The sequence below is a fragment of the Erwinia sp. MYb375 genome (assembly GCF_037479175.1).
GTDB classification, from domain to species: domain Bacteria; phylum Pseudomonadota; class Gammaproteobacteria; order Enterobacterales; family Enterobacteriaceae; genus Erwinia; species Erwinia rhapontici.
Window position 1 is genome coordinate 1,102,901 of sequence record NZ_JBBGZS010000023.1, and the last position, 25,977, is coordinate 1,128,877.

18 protein-coding genes and 2 pseudogenes are annotated in these 25,977 nt (G+C 52.9%); 11 read left to right on the top strand and 9 right to left on the bottom strand.

Features of this window, described 5'->3' with window-relative positions:
- Together otsB and WH279_RS18035 are read right to left on the bottom strand one after the other, a co-directional pair.
- A complete protein-coding gene (gene otsB, locus WH279_RS18030) occupies window positions 1–780 on the bottom strand; it encodes a trehalose-phosphatase (RefSeq protein ID WP_339457916.1) in 780 nt (259 codons plus the stop codon).
- A gap of 185 nt (window positions 781–965) precedes the next feature.
- Window positions 966–2,189 carry an HD-GYP domain-containing protein gene (locus WH279_RS18035; protein WP_227534625.1) on the bottom strand — a complete coding sequence of 408 codons (1,224 nt, stop codon included), beginning with the start codon at window positions 2,187–2,189 and terminating at the stop codon, window positions 966–968.
- A gap of 293 nt (window positions 2,190–2,482) precedes the next feature.
- On the opposite strand from WH279_RS18035, the gene WH279_RS18040 reads away from it, so the two are divergent.
- The 4 genes from WH279_RS18040 to WH279_RS18055 all read left to right on the top strand — a co-directional run bounded on the left by WH279_RS18040 (window position 2,483) and on the right by WH279_RS18055 (window position 8,013).
- On the top strand, window positions 2,483–3,214 hold the full coding sequence (locus WH279_RS18040; protein ID WP_339457917.1) for a YoaK family protein: 732 nt from the start codon (window positions 2,483–2,485) through the stop codon (window positions 3,212–3,214).
- Between the two features lie 218 nt (window positions 3,215–3,432).
- A complete protein-coding gene (locus WH279_RS18045; protein WP_200642359.1) occupies window positions 3,433–4,932 on the top strand; it encodes a PTS transporter subunit EIIC in 1,500 nt (499 codons plus the stop codon).
- A 59-nt stretch (window positions 4,933–4,991) separates the two neighbouring features.
- Window positions 4,992–6,008, top strand: a complete 1,017-nt coding sequence (gene malI, locus WH279_RS18050; RefSeq protein ID WP_200642358.1) for a Mal regulon transcriptional regulator MalI — start codon at window positions 4,992–4,994, stop codon at window positions 6,006–6,008.
- 529 nt (window positions 6,009–6,537) lie between these two features.
- Complete coding sequence (locus WH279_RS18055; RefSeq protein ID WP_200642357.1) at window positions 6,538–8,013, top strand: sugar porter family MFS transporter; 1,476 nt, start codon at window positions 6,538–6,540, stop codon at window positions 8,011–8,013.
- Between the two features lie 40 nt (window positions 8,014–8,053).
- On the opposite strand, the gene WH279_RS18060 is transcribed toward WH279_RS18055, so the two are convergent.
- The 3 genes and pseudogenes from WH279_RS18060 to WH279_RS18070 all read right to left on the bottom strand — a co-directional run bounded on the left by WH279_RS18060 (window position 8,054) and on the right by WH279_RS18070 (window position 12,667).
- The gene (locus WH279_RS18060) at window positions 8,054–9,640 is read right to left on the bottom strand and encodes a carbohydrate porin (RefSeq protein ID WP_339457918.1); all 1,587 of its coding nucleotides are present in this window, start codon (window positions 9,638–9,640) and stop codon (window positions 8,054–8,056) included.
- 23 nt (window positions 9,641–9,663) lie between these two features.
- A pseudogene (locus tag WH279_RS18065) lies at window positions 9,664–11,058 on the bottom strand (MFS transporter).
- A gap of 34 nt (window positions 11,059–11,092) precedes the next feature.
- Complete coding sequence (locus tag WH279_RS18070; protein ID WP_445235238.1) at window positions 11,093–12,667, bottom strand: alpha-L-rhamnosidase-related protein; 1,575 nt, start codon at window positions 12,665–12,667, stop codon at window positions 11,093–11,095.
- Window positions 12,668–12,873: 206 nt separating this feature from the next.
- On the opposite strand from WH279_RS18070, the pseudogene WH279_RS18075 reads away from it, so the two are divergent.
- Both WH279_RS18075 and WH279_RS18080 read left to right on the top strand, forming a co-directional pair.
- A pseudogene (locus tag WH279_RS18075) lies at window positions 12,874–13,698 on the top strand (helix-turn-helix domain-containing protein).
- A gap of 73 nt (window positions 13,699–13,771) precedes the next feature.
- On the top strand, window positions 13,772–14,074 hold the full coding sequence (locus WH279_RS18080; protein ID WP_339457919.1) for an EthD family reductase: 303 nt from the start codon (window positions 13,772–13,774) through the stop codon (window positions 14,072–14,074).
- Between the two features lie 41 nt (window positions 14,075–14,115).
- Here WH279_RS18080 and hemB read toward each other — a convergent pair whose 3' ends face one another.
- Window positions 14,116–15,096 (bottom strand): porphobilinogen synthase, encoded by a 981-nt coding sequence (gene hemB, locus WH279_RS18085; protein ID WP_339457920.1) that lies wholly within the window; start codon window positions 15,094–15,096, stop codon window positions 14,116–14,118.
- A 225-nt stretch (window positions 15,097–15,321) separates the two neighbouring features.
- On the opposite strand from hemB, the gene WH279_RS18090 reads away from it, so the two are divergent.
- From WH279_RS18090 to WH279_RS18105, 4 genes are all read left to right on the top strand, one after another.
- On the top strand, window positions 15,322–15,882 hold the full coding sequence (locus WH279_RS18090) for an NADPH-dependent FMN reductase (protein ID WP_339458775.1): 561 nt from the start codon (window positions 15,322–15,324) through the stop codon (window positions 15,880–15,882).
- A gap of 712 nt (window positions 15,883–16,594) precedes the next feature.
- A complete protein-coding gene (gene flhD / locus WH279_RS18095) occupies window positions 16,595–16,933 on the top strand; it encodes a flagellar transcriptional regulator FlhD (protein WP_200642351.1) in 339 nt (112 codons plus the stop codon).
- Window positions 16,934–16,947: 14 nt separating this feature from the next.
- Window positions 16,948–17,502 carry a flagellar transcriptional regulator FlhC gene (flhC, locus tag WH279_RS18100; RefSeq protein WP_200642350.1) on the top strand — a complete coding sequence of 185 codons (555 nt, stop codon included), beginning with the start codon at window positions 16,948–16,950 and terminating at the stop codon, window positions 17,500–17,502.
- Between the two features lie 129 nt (window positions 17,503–17,631).
- On the top strand, window positions 17,632–18,966 hold the full coding sequence (locus tag WH279_RS18105; protein WP_200642349.1) for a cation:proton antiporter: 1,335 nt from the start codon (window positions 17,632–17,634) through the stop codon (window positions 18,964–18,966).
- Window positions 18,967–18,974: 8 nt separating this feature from the next.
- On the opposite strand, the gene WH279_RS18110 is transcribed toward WH279_RS18105, so the two are convergent.
- Both WH279_RS18110 and WH279_RS18115 read right to left on the bottom strand, forming a co-directional pair.
- Window positions 18,975–20,273, bottom strand: coding sequence for a flippase (locus WH279_RS18110; RefSeq protein WP_339457921.1), 1,299 nt, complete (start codon window positions 20,271–20,273; stop codon window positions 18,975–18,977).
- 28 nt (window positions 20,274–20,301) lie between these two features.
- Window positions 20,302–21,273, bottom strand: a complete 972-nt coding sequence (locus tag WH279_RS18115) for a glycosyltransferase family 2 protein (RefSeq protein WP_200642347.1) — start codon at window positions 21,271–21,273, stop codon at window positions 20,302–20,304.
- Between the two features lie 938 nt (window positions 21,274–22,211).
- On the opposite strand from WH279_RS18115, the gene WH279_RS18120 reads away from it, so the two are divergent.
- The gene (locus WH279_RS18120) at window positions 22,212–24,392 is read left to right on the top strand and encodes a putative bifunctional diguanylate cyclase/phosphodiesterase (protein WP_339457922.1); all 2,181 of its coding nucleotides are present in this window, start codon (window positions 22,212–22,214) and stop codon (window positions 24,390–24,392) included.
- Between the two features lie 52 nt (window positions 24,393–24,444).
- On the opposite strand, the gene exaC is transcribed toward WH279_RS18120, so the two are convergent.
- Window positions 24,445–25,965, bottom strand: a complete 1,521-nt coding sequence (exaC, locus tag WH279_RS18125; RefSeq protein WP_339458778.1) for an acetaldehyde dehydrogenase ExaC — start codon at window positions 25,963–25,965, stop codon at window positions 24,445–24,447.
- Window positions 25,966–25,977: the final 12 nt, after the last annotated feature.

Below are 25,977 nucleotides of genomic sequence, written 5' to 3' on the forward strand. Positions count from 1 at the left end.
TTAACTCCTTTCTGACGTTAAAACGTCTTCATCTAGTTTTAATCGTGCCTGTTCCAGCCAGACATAAACGGCAGCAACATCGCTGAGATGTCCCCGCGCGTTGCTGGGGCCGGCACCGACTTTAATGGAAATGCCGTCCAGGGCATTGACCGTGGTAAACCCTGCCTCATCGGTCAAATCATCTCCGATAAACACCGGGACACGCCCGGCAAACGGAGGCTGCTGCATAAAATCATCAATGGCGGCGCCTTTATTGACGCCGCGGGGTTTCAGCTCCACCACACACTTGCCGGGTTGCTGCACCAGTTCCGGGAAGCGCGCAACACAGGCTTCCGCCAGCTGTTCCACCGCCTGCTGATGCTCTGGTGCCTGACGATAGTGCAGGGCAAATGCCATGCCTTTACTTTCCAGCGTGGTGCCTGGCAGTGCGGCGAGCGCCGAGGTCAGTTCACGATTGAGTGTTCTGACGGTGTCGGGGTCAAGAGCGATGCGCGTAATATGCCCTTCGCTGTCACGTCGTTCCGCACCATGTACGCCAGCCATCGGCAATACGAGCGGAGACGCCAGCGCATCCAGTTGATCAATTGGCCGACCGGAGATCAGTGCCACGGCCCCCTCGCAGCGATGTGCCAGCCGTTTGAGATCGTCCAGCGCCTGCGCCGGAATAGAGACCTCATCGGGCCGCGGCTTAATCGCTGCCAGGGTGCCGTCCACATCAAAGAAAAAGGCGTAGCGGGTATCTGCCTGGAGTGGGGGAACGAAATCTGTTTGCGTTGTCACACATTCCTCCTGAGTTAGGGTTTCAGAAGATGCTGCTGACAATGAGGGGGACAGCGTAGCCTGACGAACGGGGTAAAAGGAACCTGTCGTCAGACGTGGTCGAGGGCAGGAAATCTCATGCGTCGGCCCTCAATGCAGACAACATCAGACTAAAGTATAGCGGGGTTTCCAGATCCCGCCAGAAATCAGGCGCTAACAGGCTGCTGCCACAGAGAATTCACATCTAACTCCGGCCAGCGGTTCACCTCTTCGGGTCCCACGATGTTATCTTCACAGTGCAGACTGGCCAGATCAATGACGTGCGGCGTCAGCCGCTTTCCGCTGTTCAGTGAGAAGAAAACGCAGACTTTGGGTTGCAGCAGCGAATGCTCTCCGGGTTCAATCACCACCCCCAGACGCCCGGACGACAGGCGCACCAGTGAGCCAACGGGATAGATGCCCACCGCTTTGACAAAGGCGTACAGCAGTTTGCGGTCGAAGTGCCCAGGCCAGTTCGCCATCTGGTGCATCGCACTGGCCGGGTTCCAGCCTGCTTTATAAGGACGTTCGGAAGTGACGGCATCGTAGACATCGCAGATGGCCGCCATACGCGATAACAACGAGATGCCATTGGCGCGCAGCCCGTGCGGATAACCGCTGCCATTCACTTTCTCATGATGATGTAATGCCACATCCTGCAAATCGTCATCGGCTCCGCTCAGACGCAGGATCTCCGCACCCGCCACCGGATGGTATTTCATGATATCGAACTCTTCATCCGTCAGCTTGCCAGGCTTATTGAGGATCGCCAGCGGTATTGCCGCTTTGCCCACATCATGCAGCAGCCCTGCCATCCCGGCGCGTTTTGCCTGCGCCTCGTTCAGTTCCAGCTGTGAGGACAGCGACAGCATCAGTGCACAGACGGCCACGGAGTGAAGATACGTGTAATCATCATGGGATTTCAGACGCACCACGCTGAGCAATGCCGCCGGATGGCGATTGAGCGATCCGGCGATATCATTCACCAGCGGGACGGTACTGTCAGCATCAATGGTTTTACCCAGCCGTGCATCGCTGAACATCGCCATCACCGGGCCTTTTGCCGCCAGACAGATTTTATTTGCCTGTGCCATTTCACTCTGCATGGTCACGACGGCATCTTCAGCAACCGGCTGCGGTTCGTAAACAGCGGGAACCTCTGCGATCGGTTGCGGCAACGGTGCCTCGTCGGCGTTTTTCACCTCAGGGCCACGACCACGGGACAGATCGATCCACACCTCACGAACATCGCTTTGCTGGATGGCATGGATGTGCACGGCGTCAGACAGCAGCATCTCATTGTGTACCAACGGGTGCTTAAGCCAGAACACATCCAGCTTGTATAAATACATCCCCGTTTGCAGTTCATTCACCGCAATACTTATGATCATCCGGCCTCCCCCTGACAATGTGAATTCCATTCCTCCATTAGTATCGGCACATGAACAAAAAAACTGCAGGCCTGGCGGACAAATCAGCGGGAAATTTACCGGATTTTTATTGACAGAAATTGAACTAAATAAAGGTAACCACAGAATCAGCATCGGACCTGTCTGGAATATCAGGCAGTGAGTTCATCCTGCCAACACATTCGACGCCAATGCGCTACATTGCGTAAAACATTTCGGTACACATAAGGCCATCAGTCCGACTGAAGCGCCAGCAGGCAATATAAGGGGCGATAATGTTAAACATGATGATCAAACGAAAGCGTGAACGCCGGCACACGGAAGATCGTTATCTGGCACTGGTGCTGGCCACCAGCGCCGGGCTACTGAATGCCATGGCGCTTGGCGCGTTCGGCGTTTTCCCTTCACATATGTCCGGTAACACCTCCCAGCTCTCGACAGAAATCTCCCGCGTTGATATCCGTGACCTGACCTTTCTCCTCGCCATCATTACGGCTTTTGTGACTGGCTGCGTTACCGCTCGCATGATGGTGATCGTCGGTATCAGAAACAATATCCGTACCATCTTCAGCCTTATCCTGCTGACTGAAGGGGTATTGTTGATGATGATGTCGGCGTTTGAACTGTTGTTCTACTCTTCCGGCAATAACCGTGAAGTACTGGTGTTTCTCGGCTTTTTAATGGGGATCCATAACGCCACCTCCACGCAGCTTTCAAACGGCCGCGTGCGCTCAACGCATATTACCGGCACGCTGACGGATGCCGGCATTGCGCTGGGGTCTTTGCTGGCAACCCTGTTTCGCCGCGATCCGTCAAAAGAGGTGAGCGTTCAGCGTAAACAGTTTATTACCCATCTGATCACCATTCTCTCATTCCTTACGGGCGGTATCGCCGGGCTGCTGCTATTTAACCAGTTTGGCTTCAGTTCAATGATTGCGGTGGGGGGATTTCTGGTGGCGATCGCCCTCAGTTCGATTGCCATCACCGTGCAGATGGCCCGACGCTAACGCCTTTTCTTTTCCCGGCATCCCCCTTTCCCCCCCTGCCCGACGCCGCTCTTTTCAGAGCTGCGTCATAAAATAACAATTTGATCTGACCCGCTGTGACATTTTCGTTGCGGAAATAAACGCACTACACAACTATAGGTATAACGTTCTACTAAAACGTTCTACTGACTTTAATTACGCACACTCATACTTAAAACTCTGTCCCAGCAGGAGACACCATGCGTTTTTTTACCGGGTTCGTTAAATCGCTTTCAAAATTGTCGATGATAGGCCGCGCGCTGATGCTGCCCATTTCACTGCTGCCCGCAGCGGGGTTGTTACTGGCCTTCGGGGATAAATTCCATCTGCCGCTGATGATGAATGCCGGTGGGGTGATCTTCGATAACTTACCGCTACTGTTTGCGGTCGGTTCGGCTGTCGGTCTGGCTTCTGAATCCGGTATCGCGGCGCTGGCCGCCACCGTTTCCGTGCTGATTACCAATATGACGATTGGCACCGTGATGCACATTACACCGGAAATGGCCGCCACTGGCGGTAAGTACGCGATGGTGATCGGCATCCCGACATTACAGATGGGGGTGTTCGGCGGCCTGATATGCGGCGTCCTCGCGGCATGGTGCTTCAACCGTTTTCACACCTTACAACTGCCTGAGTTTCTCGGTTTCTTCTCCGGTAAACGTTTTGTCGCTATCGCCACCGCATTCCTCTCTTTCCTGCTCGGGCTGGTCTTACCTTATATCTGGCAACATATCCAGGCCGGCATTGATGCCCTGTCGATTGTGGTGAATGGGGATAATCAGGCGCTGTCGACCTTTATTTTTGGTCTGGTCGAGCGTGCACTGATCCCACTGGGCCTGCACCATATCTGGTATCCCTCTTTCTGGTACTCCTTCGGAGACTACACCACCCAGGCCGGGCAGCTTATCCACGGCGATCAGACTATCTGGTTCAAGATGCTGGAAGAAGGCACCAAATCCTTTAGCAGCAACAGCTATCAGAACGCCGGTAAGTTTATGCAGGGGGAATTCCCGCTGATGCTGTTCGCTCTGCCCGCTGCGTGTCTGGCGATGTACCACGAAGCTAATACCAAAAACAAAAAAATTGCCGCCGGTATTCTGTTCTCTGCCGCCCTGACCTGCTTCCTGACCGGCATCACGGAACCGGTAGAGTTTACCTTTATCTTCGTCGCCCCGATCCTCTATGTGTTTAACGCCGTTATGGCGGGCCTTTCTTATATGTGTATGTACCTGCTGCATGCACATATCGCCAAATCATTCTCGGCCGGGCTGATTGACTATATCTCATTCGGTATTCTGCCTTCCTTTAATGGCTTCCAGACCAACTTCCTCAGCGCCGTGATCGTCGGTGTGCCAATGGCGGTGATCTACTACGTTGTGTTCCGTTTTGTTATCCGCCGTCTGGACGTGAAAACACCGGGCCGCACTGATATCACCGCTAATGCCGGAGATAAGAGCGATATCGAACTGGCGACGGAGATCGTCGGTCTGCTGGGAGGCAGCAAAAATATTGGCAGCGTGGGTGCCTGTATCACACGACTGCGACTGGAAGTCGAAGACAGCGAGCTGGTTGATAAAGACGGGCTGTATCATCTGGGCGCACGCGGCGTGGTGTTCGTCGGGGATAACGGCATTCAGGTGATCTTCGGTGCACGGGCGCAGTTTATCGCCCAGCAAATGACGCAGCTGACCGGGCGGTAACTGGCACAAATCGTCGTCTCCTGTATGCTACGGGAGAGGCGTTTTTTTCAAGGATTGCAATGAAGAAGGTCAGCATCATTGATGTGGCAAAACTGGCGGGCGTCTCCGTCTCCACGGTGTCGCTGGTACTCCGTCAAAAAGGGAAGATTTCAGCGCAAACCATTGAAAAAGTAAAAGAGGCCATCGCTGAACTGGGCTACGTACATAACGTTGCCGCCGCTAACCTGCGCTCTAATACCTCCAATCTGATTGGTCTGATCGTGCGTGACTTTAGCGATACCTTTAACCTGAAGGTGATCACCAGCATTGTGCAGGCGCTGGAGCAGCAGGGTTATATGGTGTTTCTTGCCCATCCTCAGGATGATGAAGAGCGCCTGGTCCAGTGTCTGTTGTCCTTCAACCGCCAGGGTGTGGCAGGGGTTATTTATCTCACGAGTAATGCCACGCGGCTCACCTTACCCGATCCCGTTCGCCACTGTTCACTGCCGCTGGTCACCGTTTCTCAGGCGATGATCGAAGGTCAGTACGATCTGGTGATGCGGGATAACCGCCAGGCCGCGGCCCAGGCCACACGCTATCTGATTGAGCGTGGGCATCGAAATATTGCTTATATTGGCGGGGAAGAGCGCTGTCAGATCCGCGCTCAGCGTCTGGCCGGTTACCGCATGGCGTTGCAGCATTACGGCTTACCATATAAAGAAGAATTAACGCCTTCCTGTCAGGAAGAGACCAATGCGGCCCGGCTGGCCACCCGGCACTTACTGGAAAGCAATAATAAGATCACCGCCCTGCTGTGCCACTCATCACATGCCATTATTGGCTGCCTGAACGGCATCCATCAGGTGGGCCGTACCGTCGGGAAAGATGTATTTCTGACTCAGCAGGTGTCGCTGCTGGGCTTTGAAGATATGTTGCAGATTAACCTCAGCTCCCCCTCCTTTACTTACGTCTCTTCTGCCAGTGATGAAACAGGCCGACAGGCCGCTGCGCTGATCCTGCGTAAAATCCAGCAAAGCGACCTGCCGCCTCAGCGTATTGTCGTTTCGGGCGAACTGGTGCTCAGAGAATCCGGCTGATCGCGCCTACCCCTGTCCGGTATTCACCCGCTTGCCGATATTTTTCCATGGGCATTGAGAGCACACTAACCGCCCTCGGGATCCATATCGGCTTAGATCAATAATTAGAATGTAAATTCCATGCAGTACGAAAAAAACCCTTATTTGAAAGTTTTAATCCGTTAAATGAGAGGTTTTGATAGTATCCCCCCTGAAAGTAAAACGGTTATCCCCGCCCCCAACACTGCGATTTTGTAATAATGCCTATTCGTAACTATTTTACATATAACTGATTAAATTCATTTTTTACTTTACCCCTTCAATCCTTCCATAACCAGAGGTAATGGAATTTGTTTATCTCACACGAATAGCGCCTCTCGCTGCAACAATCGGTTAAATAGTTTTAACCCGCTCACAAATTTCGAAATATTCAATTCAATACGTACCGAATAGAACATACATTCCACTAAGTTAACGAATAAAACGAGATGGGAATCGCAGTTCCATCGTGACAGGCCGTTCTGTGGCCAGCTTTGAAAAGGGTTAAAAAATGGATACCAGGCAAACGCGTTATAATATGAAGTACGTAATGCTCTGTTGCACGGTGGCGGCATTTGGTGGGCTGCTTTTGGGGTATGACTCCTCGGTGATCTCCGGTGCTATCGAACCACTGAGTGACTATTTCCAGCTTTCCCCCAGCGAAACCGGCTGGGCGGTGTCGAATATTCTGCTCGGCAGCCTGATCGGCTGTTTCATCGCACCAAAACTCAGCGATAAACTGGGCCGAAAAAACTCACTGGCGATCACCGCCTTTATCTTCACCGTGTCGGTGGCGGGCACCGTGGTGGCACATAACTTCACCACCTTCGTCATTATGCGCATGCTGGGCGGGCTGGCGATTGGTCTGGCGTCGGTCATCTCCCCGATCTATCTGGCCGAGCTGTCACCGTCGAAGTTTCGCGGACGCACCTCAGCGCTGTACGCTGTCTGCTGCGTTGGCGGCCAGTCAGTGGTGCTGTTAACCAACTTCTTCATCAACAAATCCATGACACCGGAAGCCATGACCGATATGGGCTGGCGCTATATCCTCGCCACGGCACTGATCCCCTGCGCGCTGTTCCTGTTCTGTATTCTGTTTATTCCTGAATCACCACGCTGGAATGTGCTCAAAGGGCGTGATAAAGCCGCGCTGGACACGCTGACTAAAATCTCGAATAAACAACATGCTGAAACCGTGTTTAGCGAAATCAAACGCTCCTTCAGCCACCAGGCGGCTAACCAGCACAAAACCAAATTCCGTCTTGATAAAACCACGGTGCCTCTGCTGGTGATCGGTATCGGCCTGGCCATTGGTAATCAGATTAGCGGTATCAACGTGATCCAGTACTTCGGCCCCTCCCTGCTGAAAAACGTCTCGTCCAGCACCGACAGCGCGCTGCTGGTGACCTTCTGGCTGTCCGTCTGTCAGCTGGTCGGGGTGTTGATCGGTATGTCACTGATTGACCGGGTGGGACGCCGCAAGCTGCTGCTGATGGGTGCCATCGCCTCCAGCGTGTTTCTGACCTACTCGTTTGTCGCCTTCTATTATCAGTTGCCTGGCCTGCTGGCGGTGGTCGGTCTGTTCGCTTACATGGTGTTCTTCGGTATTTCATGGGGCCAGATCGTCTGGACCGTGCTGGGCGAAATTTTCCCGACGGAAATCCGTTCGGTGTGCGTCGGTATCTCCATCTGCATGATGTCGATGGCTAACTTTATCATCAGTACCACCTTCCCGATTTTCAACAGCAACGCCTTCCTGCTGGAGGTGTTCCACGGTGGTTTCCCGCTGCTGCTGTTCGCCATTTTCTCGCTGGGTATGTACTTCTTTACCTTCCGCTATCTGCCAGAGACGGCTGGCGTGTCGCTGGAGAAAATTCACGGTCTGGTCCTGAAACAGTTCAATGTCAACGTGGATGAATCAGAACTGCTGGGCACTAAGGCAGGTGATAAAAACACCGAGTCATTTAATGTTCCTATGGGGCACTGATTACCCTGGCGGTCCGCAGGGTGCGGACCGCCAGCCTCACTCAGAACCAGATTTCACTCTGCACGCCAAAACTCCAGTTCCCTCCTGCACTAAACCCGGCGCTGCCAAAATCATCATTCACTGCATACCGATCCAGATCCTTCGACCAGTTCATATACGTCACGAAGAAACGGATTTCCGGTCGCGCCTTAATATCAAACACGTCACCCACCTTAAAGGTCGGGGCAAACGTCAGCTTGTAAAAGTCCCCTTTCACTGCCTGGTATTGATTCAGCGCGCCATCACTGCGATAGCTTCTGCCATTAGGGTCGAGATCCATATACTGCCAGGACGCTTCATACAGCAGCGCAACGTTGCGGCTGATAGCCTGTGAAGCACGCAGATTGAACGTTGCCCAGTCATAGCGATCCCCCTCGCGATAACGGTCTTCACTGTGCTGGGCAATCACTGACGGTGCCAGTTCCCAGCGTTCACTCAGCGGCACAATACCGTAAGAGGCGAAGCGCAGAGACTGTGCATCACGCGTCAGATCGCCATCACTTCCCGGCTGCCGTGCTTCAGCCCCCAGGCCGCGACCATATTGCAACGCACTCTCTGAAGTGCCGGGCAGCAGACCATAAAAATGCTGTTTGTCATGCCAGGCCAGCATCGTATAGACGCCATTTTTGGCCGTGTTATCGCTGCGGGTGGCATAGCTGCCAGTGGTCGAGGTGTTGTCTTGCAGGTCATCGTTGCCCTGGGCACTCATCCCCGTCAGCATCCATTGCAAATTGCCCCAGTAGTTGTTGGCCGTCAGCATCACGTTCTGCACATCGTTGTCGTTGTAACGGTCGCTGCCCAGATCGCCAAAATTACGCGCATATAGCGAGAAGTTACTGTGGAAGCCCGGCGTCCACTGCACGTCGTTTATCCCACCGCCTGTGCCCCCCAGAAAGACAATATCGCTGTCGGTGAAGTGGATATCGAAATTATCGCGATCGAAGCGTTTACCGGCCCACAGCGTGGCATTTTTTACCGGACCACCGAAATCGGCAAGGCGACCCATTTCCACATACAGCTGACGAATATTCAGATGGTGGCTGTCATTATCCTGTACCCATGGATCGGGATTATTCGCGCCGTCGGCCAGCATGGTTTTAAATCTGGCCCAGGAGCCATCGTTAAACGTCAGGTTCTTAATGAAACTCAGCTCAACATAGTTGTCTTTCTCGTTGCCCTGACGGCCAACATGCGCGTCGCCGCCGACAGAGCTGGCCGGAGAAACCCCCGGCCCACCGTGAGCACCGCGTCCGCTGCCACTCAGCAATGCGCCGGAACGGGCATAGCCGGAAAACTCAAACCCATTGTCTTTCTCAGTGGCCGCTACCGCTGGGGCAGCAGGCGATGCTGCCGGCTGTGCCGCTGCCAGCTGACGTTCTGCACGCACGGCGCGCGCCTCGGCCTGGGCCATTTTTTCACTCGCCTGCTGCGCGCTGAGGCGTGCACTGCTGGCCTCTGCTTCCGTTTTTTCCAGCCGCTGCTCCAGCAATGCCAGGCGTTGTTCTATGGTCAATCCTGTGGCGCCTTGGGTCATCGGGCAGCTAAATAGCGCGCAGCAGAGCACCACGTAAAGAGGAGTTTTACGCATTATCCGTTCCTGTTTGAAGGTGATCAGTGCTGCGGGGTGGGCAGCGAATCCGGGTCTGAAGGTGAGTTCCCGGTGGCAGACGAGGCTTTACGACGCGCTAATTCCGCGCGGATATTCTCGTAGTCGTTGTCCAGTCGGTAATATTTCCCCATCCAGATCATCGACAAAATAATCAGCGCTAGCGGGATATACAGATAGCAGGTTTTAATCGCCAGCAGCGCCTCTGTACTCTGCGCATGGTTGGCATGGTAGCCGCCCAGTGACAACAGGATACCCGTTATCGCTCCGGCGCCCGCCATCGCCACTTTGCCGAGGAAGCCGTTCACGGAGGTGAGTATCCCGGCGGTATTAATCCCGGTTTTCCATTCACCGTAATCCACCGGATCGGCCTGCATGGAGAAGTAGATCGCGGTTCGCTGCCCGGCGCCAATGGAGAGGATGGTGGCCCCCACCAGCAGACCCGTGACATGCGTATCTGCAACGATCATCACCAGCATTCCCAGTACATTGATGGCACTGGACAGCAGATAGACGTGACATTTTTTCATCCGCGCAGCGAGTAACGGCACGGTCAACGTCCCCAGCAACGGCACAAACGTGGAGATCCCGGCAGCCACCGCCGTAATATTGACGTCCCCCACGTAGTAGTTAAAGAAATAGACCAACGCCCCGGTCTGGAAGAAGAACGCCCCCCACATCAGGAAGATATTCACGGCAAATACCGCCCACGGTCGGTTACTTTTCAGGCCCTGCCAGGCACGCGGTAACGTCATACGCTCCTGTTGAACCTGAATTCGCTCCTCCACGCTGCGAAAACTGAGCAGCAGGAAAAAAGCCGCAATGCCGCCAAAAATCATCGCCGTATACAGAAAACCCTGTGCCTGATCCCCCTGTCCGAGGCTTTTTACCAGCGGCAACGTCAGCACCGCGACCAGCGTGGATCCCAGCGATCCCATCACAATGCGCACCGCCGACAGCGTGGTGCGCTCCCGGGAATCACTGGTGATAAACGGCAGCATTGCGCTGTAGGGAATATTCACGAACGTATAAAGGAATGACAGACACAGATAGGTGACGAAGGCATAGAGTAAACGCCCGGTCGTGGAGAGCTCCGGCGAATAAAAGGCCAGCATACACAGCAGCCCGAAAGGGAGCGCCCCCAGCAATAAATAGGGGCGGCAACGTCCCCAGCGGGTCGTCGTGTTATCAATCACCAGCCCCATCAGCACATCGGCGACGCCATCCACCAGCCGCGTCACCAGGAACATCAGCCCGGCGTATTAAGCAGGCAACCCCATAATATCGGTATAGAAAAACATCAGGTACAACGAAATTAACTGCCAGACCAGGTTGCAGGATAGATCGGCTACCCCGTAGCCCAGCCGCTGACGCCATAGAGCAAAAAGTGAAGTTGGCATAATCATCTCTCAGAATTTATAGGTTATTTGTTGTTCAGAGTTCAAAGTGACGAATCAGCCATGCCGGGGTGCAACTCCAGGCATGGCAGTAGCTGTTAATTAATTTGCTGCCGTAGGGTGAATAGTCGGGATTATCCGGGTCATATAATTCCCAGAAGGTCTCCGCCCCGGCCTGCACCATGCCGCCCCAATAGCGTTTAATTTCAGCAACAGCCTGCACACGTTCACCGTGAGTGAGCAGCGCTTCAATAAAGTGGTGCATCATATAAGGCGTGTGCATTTTTATCATCGGGGGATGGCGCTGCAAGCGGGCTAACAGCTGCCGACGAAATGCCACGTCCCCCACTTCACCGAGGATCAACCAGACTTGCGCAGCCCAGGAAACCTGCCGCGCTTCACCGCTGACAAAAAAGCCCTGCTCGTCATCCCACAGATGGGTCAGTGCCGCCTGGCTGACGCGTTCAAGCGTGGTTTCCAGCCAGGCGATGTTGGCGTTATCACAGCGCCGGGCCAGCTGTATCCCTTTACGCAGGGCATAGATCAGCACGCCCTGCGCGGCGGCCTGTTTGTTGAGCTGTTCATGCCAGTCGATAAACGCCCACCAGTCTTCGCTGTCACGCAGAATATGGCGCTCGTCCAGACGTTGCAGCGACAGCTCAATCTGGCGCAGCGCCGTCGGCCACAGATCGTCCAGCGTTGCCCGGTCAGCCGTTGCAGCCACGTAGTCTTCCAGCGTGGCGACAAACAGCAGCGCATAATCGAACAGGAAAGTATCGTCAGCGATCACCTGCGGCTGCATAAACAGATTGGAGGAGACCATACCGTCTTCGCGCGTTACCCCGGCGAACAGGTAGAGGCAGCGTTTAACCAGGTCGTTGTGCGCATAGGTGGGATAGTTGACCAGCGCCTGTAAGCGCAGGTCGCCCAGCCACAGCCGTCGATCGCGCTTCGGGCCATCTTCGAAGACATCCTGCATACAGTTTTTGAGCGTACGCACGCTGATCTCATCGATCTCCCGCAATAAGGGATCGGCAATCTGTACCTGTTGCAGGGTACTGTCACTGGCGGAGCTGACGGTGTCGAAATGGAAAGTGGGGAAACGCAGACCGTATTTCGGTGACGTCGAAACCACCCGCACTTTGATATAGCGGCAGCAGTAGCGGCGCGGCAGGGTCATCTCCACGGGCAGAACATCCAGATAACTGTCCTCCTGTTGCAGCCAGCTGCGACTGAGCCAGCCATCGTATTGGGAGAACGGCTCTGCGACCTCCGCACTGATTTCGCCGAAGATAAATTGCAGGTGCGCGGGGGCATCCGGGGGACTGCCTGCCGCCTCACAGCGCAGCGAGAGATGCCCCACGCAATGCTGACCAAAATCCACAATAAATTCATCACCGCTGGCAAACGTCTGTTGGCTCAGTTGCTCCGGTGTAAAGCGCGCTTCACTGCGCCAGCCGTGAAGAGTCAGCGCATCGGGTATCATGTTGACGACAGAAATCGGCATAACCCGCTGACGATAAAGCGTCGGCCGCATGGCATCGGCCTGGGTAAGAAATGCCGCATGAGTGCGGGTGCGTAATTCACGATGTTTTTGCATGGCAGCGACCACAACAGACTCCTTTAACCGGTTCAAGAGTCAGCGAGTGTAGAGCCACGGTTGGCGGGCGATCTATTCTGAAACCGCCAGGTAAAACGCGGGACTGGCGCTGCGGGAAAGGTGCCCCCGATAGCGATCACAAAATGATAAACCCGACTCGCCCACCTTAGAGAAATCCCTTAAGTTGAACGGATATCAGTGAGTGAGATGTGTGAAAGATGAATAACCTGCGGCTTGACCAGTATTTCAGCTCGGCGCGTGACCAGTTTTCCCTCTATACCAGTGACCCGGAAGATAACAATTGTGAGCACCGCCATGAATTTAATGAGCTGGTGATCGTTGAGAGCGGGCATGGTCTGCATGTGATTAACGGCAAACCTCATTTTATCCAGGAGGGTGACGTTTTCTTTGTTAAGGATGGTGACTGCCATTTCTATGATGAGCTGGGCACACTGCGCCTGATCAATGTGCTGATCAACCGCCAGCAGCCGTTTCAGTGGCTGAACAATGTCGGGGCGTTACTGGCGCGTTTTGATGCAACCCAGCCGGGCAGTTATCACTGGCTGCTGCCGCAAACCAAGGCTCAGTGTAAACAGATGATCGGACAGCTTTTTAGCGGTCAACAAACCCGCCACGAGGAGACGAACAGCGGCTAGCGGGAAGCCTGCTTCTTTCAGTTGCTGATGAATATGGCCTGCCAGCAGGATGAACACACCAAAAGCCAGACCAAATACAAGTTGCACAAACTGCTGGGTTTCCTGCAACAACACTGTTTTGAAGAGATTGACTGGGAGGCGTTAAGCGAACAGTTCTATCTGAGTAAGCGCACACTGCAACGCCAGATTAAAGAGACCACCGGACTTACGCCCGACAATTACATTAAGCGTTTGCGGCTGGTTTCGGCGCGGGAAAAGATCATCAATACGGAGGAGAGCATTACCTATATTGCCTATCTGTGTGGCTTTGCCAACAGCAATCACTTCTCCACCTGCTATAAACAGGTGTTTGGGCAAACACCCAGCCAGCAGCGCTCAATGCGCTAACCCGCTTCGCCCATCACTGGTTATAATCTTTTTCTTAGCATCCTATGTGGCTGCTTAACCAGAGGAGAAACCTGTGATCAAATTCAGCGTACTTTATCCACGTCAGGCCGATGCCCATTTCGACCATGATTATTATCGCGATGTGCACCTGCCGCTGATCAAATCACGGATGGGTGAACGTTGTCTGAGCTATGAAATTGATACGCCGCTGGATAACAACGCGCCATTTATCGCGGCCTGCCATATTTACTGTGCGAATATCGAGACGTTTGAACAGGTCATCGCTGAACATGGCGAAGAGTTTGTGGCTGATGTGGCGAATTTTTCTAATATTGAGTCAGTGAAGCTGGTTTCCGACGTTTTGCGCGTCGAATAAGCGATAAAAAGGGGGCCAGCCAGATTGCTGGCCCCGTTAAATCAGGAAAGGATTTTCTTCTCAGCCAGATCCAGCGCGAAGTAGCTGAAGATAATATCGGCACCGGCGCGTTTAATGGCACCCAGGCTTTCGAGCGTCACGTCAAGCTCATTGATTGCCCCCGCTTGCGCACCAAATTTAATCATCGCGTACTCACCGCTGACCTGATAAGCCGCCAGCGGCAATTGCGTGCGTTCACGCACGTCGCGCAGGATATCCAGATAGGCGCCTGCGGGTTTCACCATCAGCGCATCAGCACCTTCGCTTTCATCAAGCAGTGACTCACGAATCGCTTCACGGCGATTCATCGGGTTCATCTGGTAGGTTTTACGATCGCCTTTCAGCGAGGTACCTGCCGCTTCACGGAACGGGCCGTAGAAAGAAGAGGCAAACTTGGTGGAGTAAGACATGATGGCTGTGTCAGTAAAGCCTGCTGCATCCAGTGCGTGGCGAATCGCTGCCACCTGCCCGTCCATTGCTGCAGAGGGCGCGATAAAATCTGCACCCGCCGCCGCGGCAACCACTGCCTGCCTGCCGAGGTTAATCAGCGTGGCATCATTATCCACGCCGTGGTCGTGCAGCACGCCGCAGTGGCCGTGGCTGGTGTATTCGCAGAAGCAGGTATCGGACATCACGATCATTTCCGGCACGGTCTGTTTGCAGATACGTGACATCCGCGCCACCAGTCCGTTCTCATTCCAGGTATCGCTGCCGTCCGCATCCGTATGATGAGAAATCCCAAAGGTCATGATTGACCGCACACCCGCTTTCGCAATGCGCTCAATTTCATACGCCAGACGTTTTTCAGGAATACGCATCACGCCCGGCATGGCAGTAATGGGTTTGTAGTCATCAAGACCTTCCTCAACGAAGATCGGCAGAGCCAGATCATTCAGGCTGAGGGTATTTTCCTGGAACAAAGTGCGAAGAGAAGCAGACTGACGCAAGCGTCTTGGGCGCTGGACTGGAGAATAGCTGGACAAAACAACCTCGGTTTAGCGGGTCACGCAACGGTAATATTCACCGATGGTGATAAACATGAATAGTGTGCTAACACTATACCTCCGGGCGCGTGATGACAATCCTTGCGCCGTTACCCGGCACAGAATGATTCATTTTATTGACCGCACATTGCCGTAAACCCTGAAAGATCGGGCACGATGGCGCTGTGTGATTCACTGTTCTTACACTGATTAAAGGAAAATATGATGTCTGAAGACGCCAAACTGACGTTTGTCACCCTGCTGGGTAGCCTGCGTAAAGCCTCACTGAATGCCGTCGTGGCACGCAACCTCCCTGCGCTGGCTCCGACTGGGGTTGAGATTCACGCACTCGGTTCCATTGCCGACTTACCGCACTATGACGCCGATATTCAGGATGAAGGCATCCCGGCAGCGGTACTGGAAATGGGTAAAGCGATTGCCGCCGCCGATGGCGTGGTGATCGTGACGCCGGAATATAACTATTCGGTGCCGGGCGCGCTAAAAAATGCCATCGACTGGCTGTCACGCCTTCCGGATAACCCATTTGCCAATAAACCGGTAGCGATCCAGAGTGCCTCTCCGGGGATGATTGGCGGCGCACGTGCGCAGTATCATCTGCGTCAGAGCATGGTCTTTCTTAACGCCCAGGTGCTGAATAAACCCGAAATTATGATTGGCCAGGCCACCAACCGTATTGATGCCGCGAGCGATACCATTACCGATGAAAGCACCCGCCACCATTTGACCGCGCAACTGGAAGCGCTGGCGCAGGCAGCACGTCGCTAATCGCTGCCCCGGCAGAGAGTATGACTTTCTGCCGGAAATAAATATCTTTTCAAGAGACTTAACCGGACGACAAATGAAAATTAATTACTTCCAGTATTGATTAAATATTTCCAGAGCATTTATCAGAAGAGATCGTCCTGGCTTCCAGATTTCTGACCCCTCGTAGATTTAAATCACGCTCATTTATTTACCAGAAAAACGGTCGTAATGGATTGCGGTGTTTTTTTTGACATGTAATCTCATTAAAAATGATCAAGATGCATCATTCATAAGAAACAGGAAATATTCGGATTCTTCATAGCAAACAAAAAAAACCCACTCTATATAGAGTGAAAATTTGGTTTATTACCAACTCATTACTGGTGCCACAACACGCTACATCAAACTCTAATCAGCATGAATCTCCACGTAACACGAAAACCTTACGCACAGTATTCTCTCACTCAATAAATCCACTGGGGATTTTCATATCAAAAAAAACCAGAACAATAAAAACGCCAGGAAGATAACGAAAAATCCGTATAATTAATGCTGCACCACTCACCCTCAAGAAATACCAATAGACGACATGAGCCCCTTGTAATAACATCGATTGACAGGGCTAAAATATTTTTATTTAATACAGTTTGGTTAACAACAACCAAAGCCAATATTGCACCTGGGTAACGGCCTAAGCCGTACACGTTAAAAACTGCGTCAGTCAGGATAAAAAATGGGCACCTCTAAATTACTCAAAAATATTTACGAGATAAATTTTTCATACTTACTTCTCGCACAACGTTTAATTATCCATGAGAAAGCTTCAGCTATGTTCCGCCTGGGTATCGATGGGCCAATGGCCGATGCGCTGGCGAATCTGAACTTAACTCAAATGCTCAGGCTGGCAGAGACCAATCAATTGGTGTGCCAGTTTCGTTTTCATGACCACATGTCAATCAGTCGCCTTACTCAGGAATCACGCGTGGATGACTTACAACACATTCATGCGAGCATCCTGCTATCGAGCAATTTATTACGCGAAATATCGGAAGATAATGAACATCGGGAATAGAGAGCGGCGAATTAATGACACAAAAAAGCATTGTACAGGAAGTGCACGATATTCAGTTGGCGATGGAGCTCATCACCTTAGGTGCCCGTTTACAAATGTTAGAAAGCGAAACACACCTGAGCCGTACCCGCTTAATTAGATTGTATAAAGAGGTGCGTGGATGTTCTCCACCTAAAGGAATGTTACCCTTCTCTACCGACTGGTTTATGACCTGGGAACAAAACATCCATTCGTCGTTATTCTGTAACACCTGGCAGTTCATGGTAAAAAGCGGGTTGTGTTCCGGCGTAGAAGCCGTGATCAAAGCCTATCGCATTTACCTGGAGCAATGCCCGCAACAGGACAAAACCCCACTGCTGGCATTGACACGCGCCTGGACTCTGGTTCGTTTTGTTGAGGGCCGCATGCTGGAATTAACCGATTGCAAATGCTGTGGCGGCAGTTTTATCAATCATTCGCATCAGCCAACCGGCAGTTTTATTTGCAGCCTGTGCCAGCCCCCCTCACGTGCGGTAAAAAAACGCAGAACCGTCGCCCTTTCTTCGCAACAACCTGAGAATGCAGAATAGGGCGACTGACTCATCATAATAAATTTCTTTCCTTTTCTTCCCGCGCACGCTTTGTCCAGGCAAAGCCTGGAAAAGCTCTATCCTGTATAGAGCACATTAGAACAATGCATTATCTCAAGAGGAGAAAAGATGGGATTTCTTGGATGGACCGCTGCCACAGGGGGGTTGTTATTATTGATGTCGCTGGCATCGGGCTGGATAAGCCGGGGGCCAGTGACGGCTTTTGCTCTCTATTTAATCGCCGGGATACTGTGTGGCCCCTGGGTGCTTAACCTGCTACAGATTGATATTGCTGCTCATGCCCACCTCGCAAAAAATCTGACTGAAATCGCAATGGCGGCCTCACTGTTTATTACCGGGCTAAAACTGCGCCTGCCGCTGAACAGTCCCGGCTGGCGGATGGGGCTGCGGCTGGCTTTTCCCGGGATGCTATTCACCGTGGCGGGCGTCACGCTGGCAGCACACTGGCTGGCCGGGTTTTCATGGCCGCTGGCGCTGGCGTTTGGCGCTATCGTGGCCCCCACCGATCCGGTGCTGGCCAGTCTGATCTCGGTGAACGACGCACGCGATGACGATAATCTGCGCGTCTCGCTCTCCAGTGAAGCCGGGTTGAATGACGGCACCGCCCTGCCACTGCTGATGCTGGCAGTATTGCTGCTCACCGGCAGCGGAGAAATCTCCTGGGCGTTATTCAGCCACTGGGCGCTGGTGGATGTTCTCTGGGCGGTGGCAGGAGGAAGCCTGATCGGCTTTGTGCTGGGTCGACTGATTGGGCAGTATGCCTCGCACCTGCGCCATACGCATCAGGATGTCGCCCCCAATGATTTTCTCGCGCTGGCGCTGATTGCACTCAGCTACGCCATTGCACAGTCTCTGGATGCCTCAGGCTTTCTGTCGGCCTTTGCTGCCGGGGTCGGTTTACGCCGCGCCGAGATGCGCGTGGTACGCCATTTTCCAACGGAAGAGTTTCAGGAGAGTGATTACCATCCACCTGCGGAGGAACTGGTCAATCCTAATGCCCGCCATCAGGGGGAACAGACCAATCCGGTCGGATCGGCCGGACTGGTGGTGAGCGATGCGCTTTCATTTGGCGATACAATTGAACGCCTGTTTGCCGCGGCCATTATTATTGTGCTGGGTGTGACGCTGGCCCAGCACTGGAACATTACCGGGCTCCTGCTGGCTGCCCTGCTGTTTTTCGCCATCCGGCCGCTCTCAGTCTGGCTTGCCACACTGGGAGCCGATACCCCGCCGTTACAACGCGCCACCATCGGCTGGCTGGGGATACGCGGCATTGGCAGTATCAACTACATTGCCTGGGCCTATACCCACGGGCTGGATGGCCCGGAGGCGGCACGCATGGCCGATATGGCGTTCACGCTTATCGTTGCCAGCGTGGTGGTACATGGTATTTCCGTCACGCCGTTACTGAACTGGCGTCAGTCACGCCTTCGCCGCGACTAACGTCAGATTTATGTCTGTTCATTGCCTGGCTGCTTAAATCCCGCTGGCCGGGCAAGATAGACCTTCAGAATATCGTGCTTCACCATAATGCGCAGGATGCCGGCAAACACCAGAAACTCTGACAGCACCAGGGAACTGGCCGCGCCGATGGCACCATATTGCCATGCCAGCAGGCAGCAGATCGGGATGTTAATCAGCCCGACAATAAACATCACATGCATACGCTGTTTCGCCAGGCCGTACGGGATAAGGATTTGCAGTCCGGCCGGGTAACTGATATTGCCAAAGATAAAGCCACACACCGCCACGCGCAGCACATTGGCTGAGTCATGAAACGCTGTCCCCAACAGGATCCGTACCACATAGTCCGCAAAAAAGAAGGTCAACACCACGATAAACAGACTGATCAGAAACGACAGACTGATGCTTTTCCGCGTTGCGGCAATCGCAGCGGCGCGGTCTTTATGAAACAGGTGACTGACGCGTGGAAAGAACGCATTGCCTATCTGTTCCGGCACTGAGTTAGCGGCTTTCTTCAGACGGTCAGCACCGTTATACAGCCCCACCATATAGGTGCTGGTCATGCTGGCGAGGATCAGCACGTTAATGTTGTTGAACATGTTGGCACCAAAGATCGCCAGAAACACATGCAGGCTGTCTTTGATGCGTTGCATTATTTCGCGCGGTTCAAAGCGGTAGAAACCGATAACCCGCATCTGCACCACCAGGCTCATGGTGATGATGGCGGTAATAAAGGCCACTACGCCCGGGATCAAGGCCGCCAGCCAGGTGTCTTCTGGCGTTTTCACCAGCAGAAACGTCAGAGGGATGGAACAGAATTGCCCGAGGGTGGAAATAATCGAGGTTTTACCCAGTTTTTCAAACCCCTGCATCAGCCAGCCAAAAGAGAGCAGCTGGCCAAACAGCACCGTAGAGTTCGCCAGCACGATAAAGAACAGCGCGTGCCACGCCGGGTTAAACCAGGTGACCAACAGCAAAATCGCCAGCGTTGAGCAGCCCAGGAGTAACTTGGCATTAAACGTCGACCAGAATAGCTGCGTCACGCGCTGCTTATCGTCACGATGTTGAGCAATGTCCTTGGTGGTGTAGACATTGAACCCCCAGTCGGAAATCGTGCTGCAGTACATCACGCACGCCAGGCCCAACGCCAGCAGCCCCATATGCTCAACGCCCAGAATGCGCGCCAGATACGGCAGGGTGACCAGCGGGAAGATAAAGGATGTCCCGCGATAGGCCAGCAATGACAGCACATTAATTAACAGACTTTTATCGATTACTTTAGCCATCAGTCTCTGACCTTGTGTAAAAAATCATTCATGCCTTACGCAGACTCCGCTTTATCCTGATCAGATGAGAATATAATTCGGGTTGTCTTAACAGCAGCCAGTTGACCGCACCTTCCGGCTTCAGTGTTTTCCCGAAATAAGAAATCGCATTCATCACATAGTCGGGCACTCGCTGCCCACTGGCCAGGGAAAGGTGGATCATTAATCTGAATGAGTGAATAAGATAAAGACGACGAAGCTCGGCCTTCTCATTCACACCATCGGTCAGTTTGACGAGTTTTTCATACGAACCGAGAAAGGCGTCATAGCGTTGGCGAAAAAAACTGTCACTTTTATGGCTATTCGTCAGTGAGCCACTGCGAATACGTTGCCGATAGTAAAGATGCCGACTCACCCAGGCAATACGACAGCGCATAAATGCCTCTACGGTAAAACTATGATCTTCATGCAACCGTGTAATGTATCTTAAATGAAACCGGTCTATGATCTCTTTTTTAAGAACATAATTCCATGTAGCGGATGTATAAGCGCCACTATTGAGCAGGCCCTGGAAAATATCCTGCGCACGTAACAAGCCAAATTGGTGATGCTGCACTTTAGGATAGATACGTGCCGGATTATTGTCTTCAAACATGAGTGAATTAAAGCAGAAGAGTTCCAGCTCCGGATAAAGTGCAGTAATTTGACTTAACTCCTCATAAAACCCCTCGCAAACGACATCATCAGGATCACAACAGAAGATGTATTTACCCTCTGCAAGCGCAATACCGTAATCGCGCGCCTGACCTAATCCGCCATTAGGGATGGTGAAGATACGGACCTGCTCTTCCCGGGCGTAATGTTTTTCTATTCGTGCCAGGGTGTCATCCGTCGAACCGTCATTAATGATAATTAATTCATTCGGCGCAGGGATTTGCGCCAGCAAAGAATCAATGCATTCGACAATATAATTCGCCACGTTATACGCAGGGATAATCACCGACAGATTTTTTTGCGTCATCTCATTTGTCTCACCGTTTTGGGAATCTGTTTAATTAACACCAGAAAACGGCAAAGATCAACGCGCCTTCCGGTGCGGAACAAGGGTTTAGGAAAATACCTGGAACATTATTAGAACTACATAAGAACAACCCAAACGAAAGATAAACAAGATACTGGCAATCATTAATTAATCTATTTATAAACGAATCATAAACGGCTAATGAATTACGTCACAGATTAAAACATTCATTAATAAATAATTAATGAATTCATCATGGGTTCATTCAGTAAAAAACGTCATTGCAACAGCATTAACCTTCTGTAAACCCGCCTCCCGTTCAGGATAAATCTCAGCCCATAAGTATTTCATGCCGTAACACTGAAATGAGGATTATCTTAGCAAGGAGTGAATACACATTTTTTTTCTGGTCCTGTTTCCTAACAAAATCGTCATGTTAGCCATGCAAAGGCCATCACGTCGTCGCACAGCCGATCGATCTGATGACAGGGTTCTTTACACTTTTTAGTGTCAGGCTACGACAAAACACCCAAGATGAAAGGTAAAAAGACTCACCGTGAAAGATGAAAAACAGACAAATCCGATTGAAACACCCTTAAACACCATTAACCAAATCATCAACAGAGAGGAGGGAAATTTGGGTTAGACGTTATGATGACATTATCAGCGGTGAAGAGAGTCAACCGGATAACCTTTTCCCCACCACCGTCATCATCAAAATACCGTGGGGGCGAGGCATTAGCCTGGCGCCAACACCCGTATTTACGCAAAACTGATAAATTTATTTTATTACTTAACACAAACTAAACAAATAATCGGTTGAAAAATCAATCCTGGGTCAAATCCCCGCGCCCCCGAAGCCGCGCACTTTGCCATTTATGCTAGCCTCATTACAGTGCTTCCAGCCACATTCAAGAGCCTCCTGGATGATTAAAATCATGAAGATCTCTGACAATTTTCGTCAGCAATTCATCAAAGAAGTGCTGCTCCCTCTGATTGTCGTTTTGTTTATCACCTTTAGTGCTGGCATTGTTACCTTGTACTGGGCGAGCGCACGCACCAATAACGACGAAGCCATCCAGCAACAGCACATTATTCAGACCACGATGTCACAAAGCCTGAGCGATATGCTTAAACAGCAACGCAGTCTGACGCAGTGGCAGCCGCTGGCCGATCGCCTGGCGCAGGGGACGCATGACATTCAATGGCTGAATGAGAATGTCGGTGCCTGGCTGTTCACCATGTTTGACCATCAAATCATCTCTCTGCTGGATGCTTCGGGCAACCCCGTATATCTGTGGGAGGATGGGCGTAATGTGCCGGTGGAGCAGTTCGGCCATATTGCCTTCCCCGTCCGCCCTTTTCAGCAAAGTCTGCTGCACGCGCACAGCCCAAATAGCGGGCGCCGTGATCGGGTGGGCTTCGCGCTGATCGATAATGCCCCGGCGATTGTTGCTATCGGGCAGATCAGCGGCGACGCCGCCGACAGCGGTCAATATTCAATGCTGAGTATTCGCCGTCTCAACAGCGCCTGGCTGGAGACACTGGCACAGCGGAGTCTGTTGCACGGCCTGAATTTTACCGACAGTCTCACGCCCGTAGCCGGGACCGGCCATTATCCGCTCACCGCTCTCGACGGGTTCCCGATCGGCAACCTGCAATGGCAGGCTGACCGCCCCGGCTCACGAATGCTGAAGGTGATGACACCGCTGGTGCTGCTGGTGTCGCTGGTGATCACCCTGATTTGTATTCTGATGATACGTCGGCTGTGGGTGTCATCCGTGCGCCTCTCAGATTCCCTCCTCCAGTTGGGTGCCAGCGAAGCGCAGGCACAGCATCTGGCATTTCATGATGTGCTGACCGGCCTGCCCAACCGGGCACTGGTGGAAGAACGCATGACCCAGGCACTGGTGCGCCTCTCACGGCAGAAGGATAAAGTGGCGGTGCTGCTGCTCGATCTCGATCGTTTTAAAATCATCAATGACACCTTTGGACATCAGGCAGGTGATGAACTGATTATTGAGGTTGCCCATCGCCTGAACGGACTGGTGCGCCATATCGACACCGTGGGCCGCCTGGGGGGCGATGAATTTGTTATTATTCAAAAAGACATCACTTCAACGCAGGAAGCCACTGCGCTGTGCCAGCGAATTCTCGATGTAATGAGCCATCCTTTTACTCTACTGGGAAATGAAACCTGGGTAGGTATCAGCATTGGCGTGGTGCTGGCGCCTGATGATGCCACCGAACGGATGGAGATGATGCGCAAAGCGGATATCGCGCTGTATGAAGCGAAAAATCAGGGGCGTGGACAGTACTGCCTGTTTGAAAGATCGATGGATGAGTCGCTCAAAACCCGTCAACAGATTGGCGCTGACCTTCGGCATGCATTGCAGGCCAAACAGGGTCTGAACGTCTATTACCAGCCTCTGATGGATATCAGCGGGCAAAAGGTCGTGGGGCTGGAGGCGCTGATGCGCTGGCAACATCCGGTTCACGGCATGATCTCGCCGACGGAATTTATCCCGATAGCGGAAGATATTGGTCTGATCACCCCGCTCGGAGAATGGGTGCTGCGTGAAGCCTGCCGCGTTGCCCGCCTGTGGCCGGATTTAACCATCGCCGTCAATGTGTCCCCATTGCAGTTTCGCTCACTCGGCTTTGTCGATCGCATTAAGGCTATCGTCAGGAAGGAGCAGATTTCCTCGTCGCATATTGAGCTGGAGATCACCGAAGGGGTGCTGATTGACGATGAAAAAGCCGCGAAGAAGATTATCGATGAGCTGCGTGAAGCCGGGTTCCGCATTGCCCTTGATGACTTCGGCACGGGTTATTCCAGCCTCAACTACCTCAGTCATTTTGCCGTGGACAAAATCAAAATTGACCGCTCGTTTACCCAGTCGCTGGGCGTGACCAGTAACTCCAGTGCCATCATCGAATCCGTGGTGAAACTGGGCCATGCGATGGGATTGATCGTGACCGCCGAAGGCGTGGAAACGTCCGGGCAGATGACCGCGCTGGCCCGTGCTGGCTGTAACCAACTCCAGGGTTTTCTGTTCTCTGAAGCGGTGCCCAAAGAGCAGATCTCACAGTTCATTAATCAGCGTCATGCCAGCTAGTCATTGATGAAGGACGCCAATGGAGATGGCCAGGGAACCCCGGCCAGGTCACTCAGAAGAAACCCAGTGGTTGAATGCTGTAGCTGATCAGCAGGTTTTTGGTCTGCTGGTAGTGATCGAGCATCATTTTATGCGTCTCACGACCAATACCCGATTTCTTATACCCACCAAATGCGGCATGTGCCGGATAGAGGTTATAACAGTTGGTCCACACGCGCCCGGCTTTAATCGCCCGCCCTACGCGGTAAGCACGGTTGATATCACGCGTCCAGACGCCCGCGCCAAGGCCGTAAATAGAGTCATTGGCAATCGCAATCGCCTCAGCCTCATCTTTGAAGGTGGTAATCCCCACTACCGGCCCGAAGATCTCCTCCTGGAAGACACGCATACTGTTGTCCCCCTTCAGCAAAGTTGGCTGAATGTAGTAACCGGTGGCAAGATCGCCCTCCAGTTTTTCCACCCCTCCGCCCGCCAGAATTTCAGCGCCCTCTTTCTGGGCAATATCCAGATAAGAGAGAATTTTATCGAACTGCTGCTGTGAAGCCTGCGCGCCGACCATGGTATCGGTATCCATCGGGTCACCGCGTTTGATGGTTTTTACCCGTTTCATCACCGCCGCCATAAAGGGTTCGTAAATCGACTCCTGTACCAGCGCACGTGACGGGCAGGTACAGACCTCACCCTGGTTGAGGAAGCCCAGCACCACGCCTTCGGCGGCTTTCTCAATAAAGGACGGCTCGGCCTGCATAATGTCTTCAAAGAAGATGTTCGGCGATTTACCGCCCAGCTCCACGGTGGACGGGATGAGGTTTTTCGCCGCCAGTTCAAGAATATGCCCGCCGGTGGCGGTTGAACCGGTAAAGGCGACTTTGGCGATACGCGGATTGGACGCCAGTGCTTCACCCGCCTCGCGGCCAAATCCGTGGATCACATTCAGCACGCCTTTGGGCAGCAGGTCGCCTATCAGTTCAACAAACAAGGTAATCGACAATGGCGTCTGCTCAGCCGGTTTCAGCACCACGCAATTGCCCGCCGCCAGCGCGGGTGCCAGTTTCCACGCCGCCATCAGCAACGGGAAGTTCCACGGGATGATCTGCGCCACCACGCCCAGCGGTTCATGGAAATGGTAGGCAGCAGTAAATTCATCAATCTCTGCCGCTGTACCCTCCTGAGCGCGCAGGCATCCGGCGAAATAGCGGAAATGATCCACCGCCAGCGGCAGGTCAGCGGCCAGCGTCTCACGGACTGGCTTACCGTTGTCCCAGGTTTCATTCACAGCCAGGGTTTCCAGATGCTGTTCCAGACGATCGGCAATTTTCAACAACGTCAGAGAGCGCGACTGCACCGATGTTTTTCCCCAGGCATCGGCAGCGGCGTGCGCCGCATCCAGAGCTTTTTCAACGTCGTCTTTGTCAGACCGGGGAAATTCGCCAATCACCGATCCATTGACCGGGGAGGTATTCGTGAAGTAAACACCGTTCACGGGCGCGGAGAATTCCCCGTTGATGTAATTGCCATACTGCGGCTTCAGGGTAATCAGTGACTCTTTACTGCCCGGATATGCATAGCGCATCATCGCTCTCCT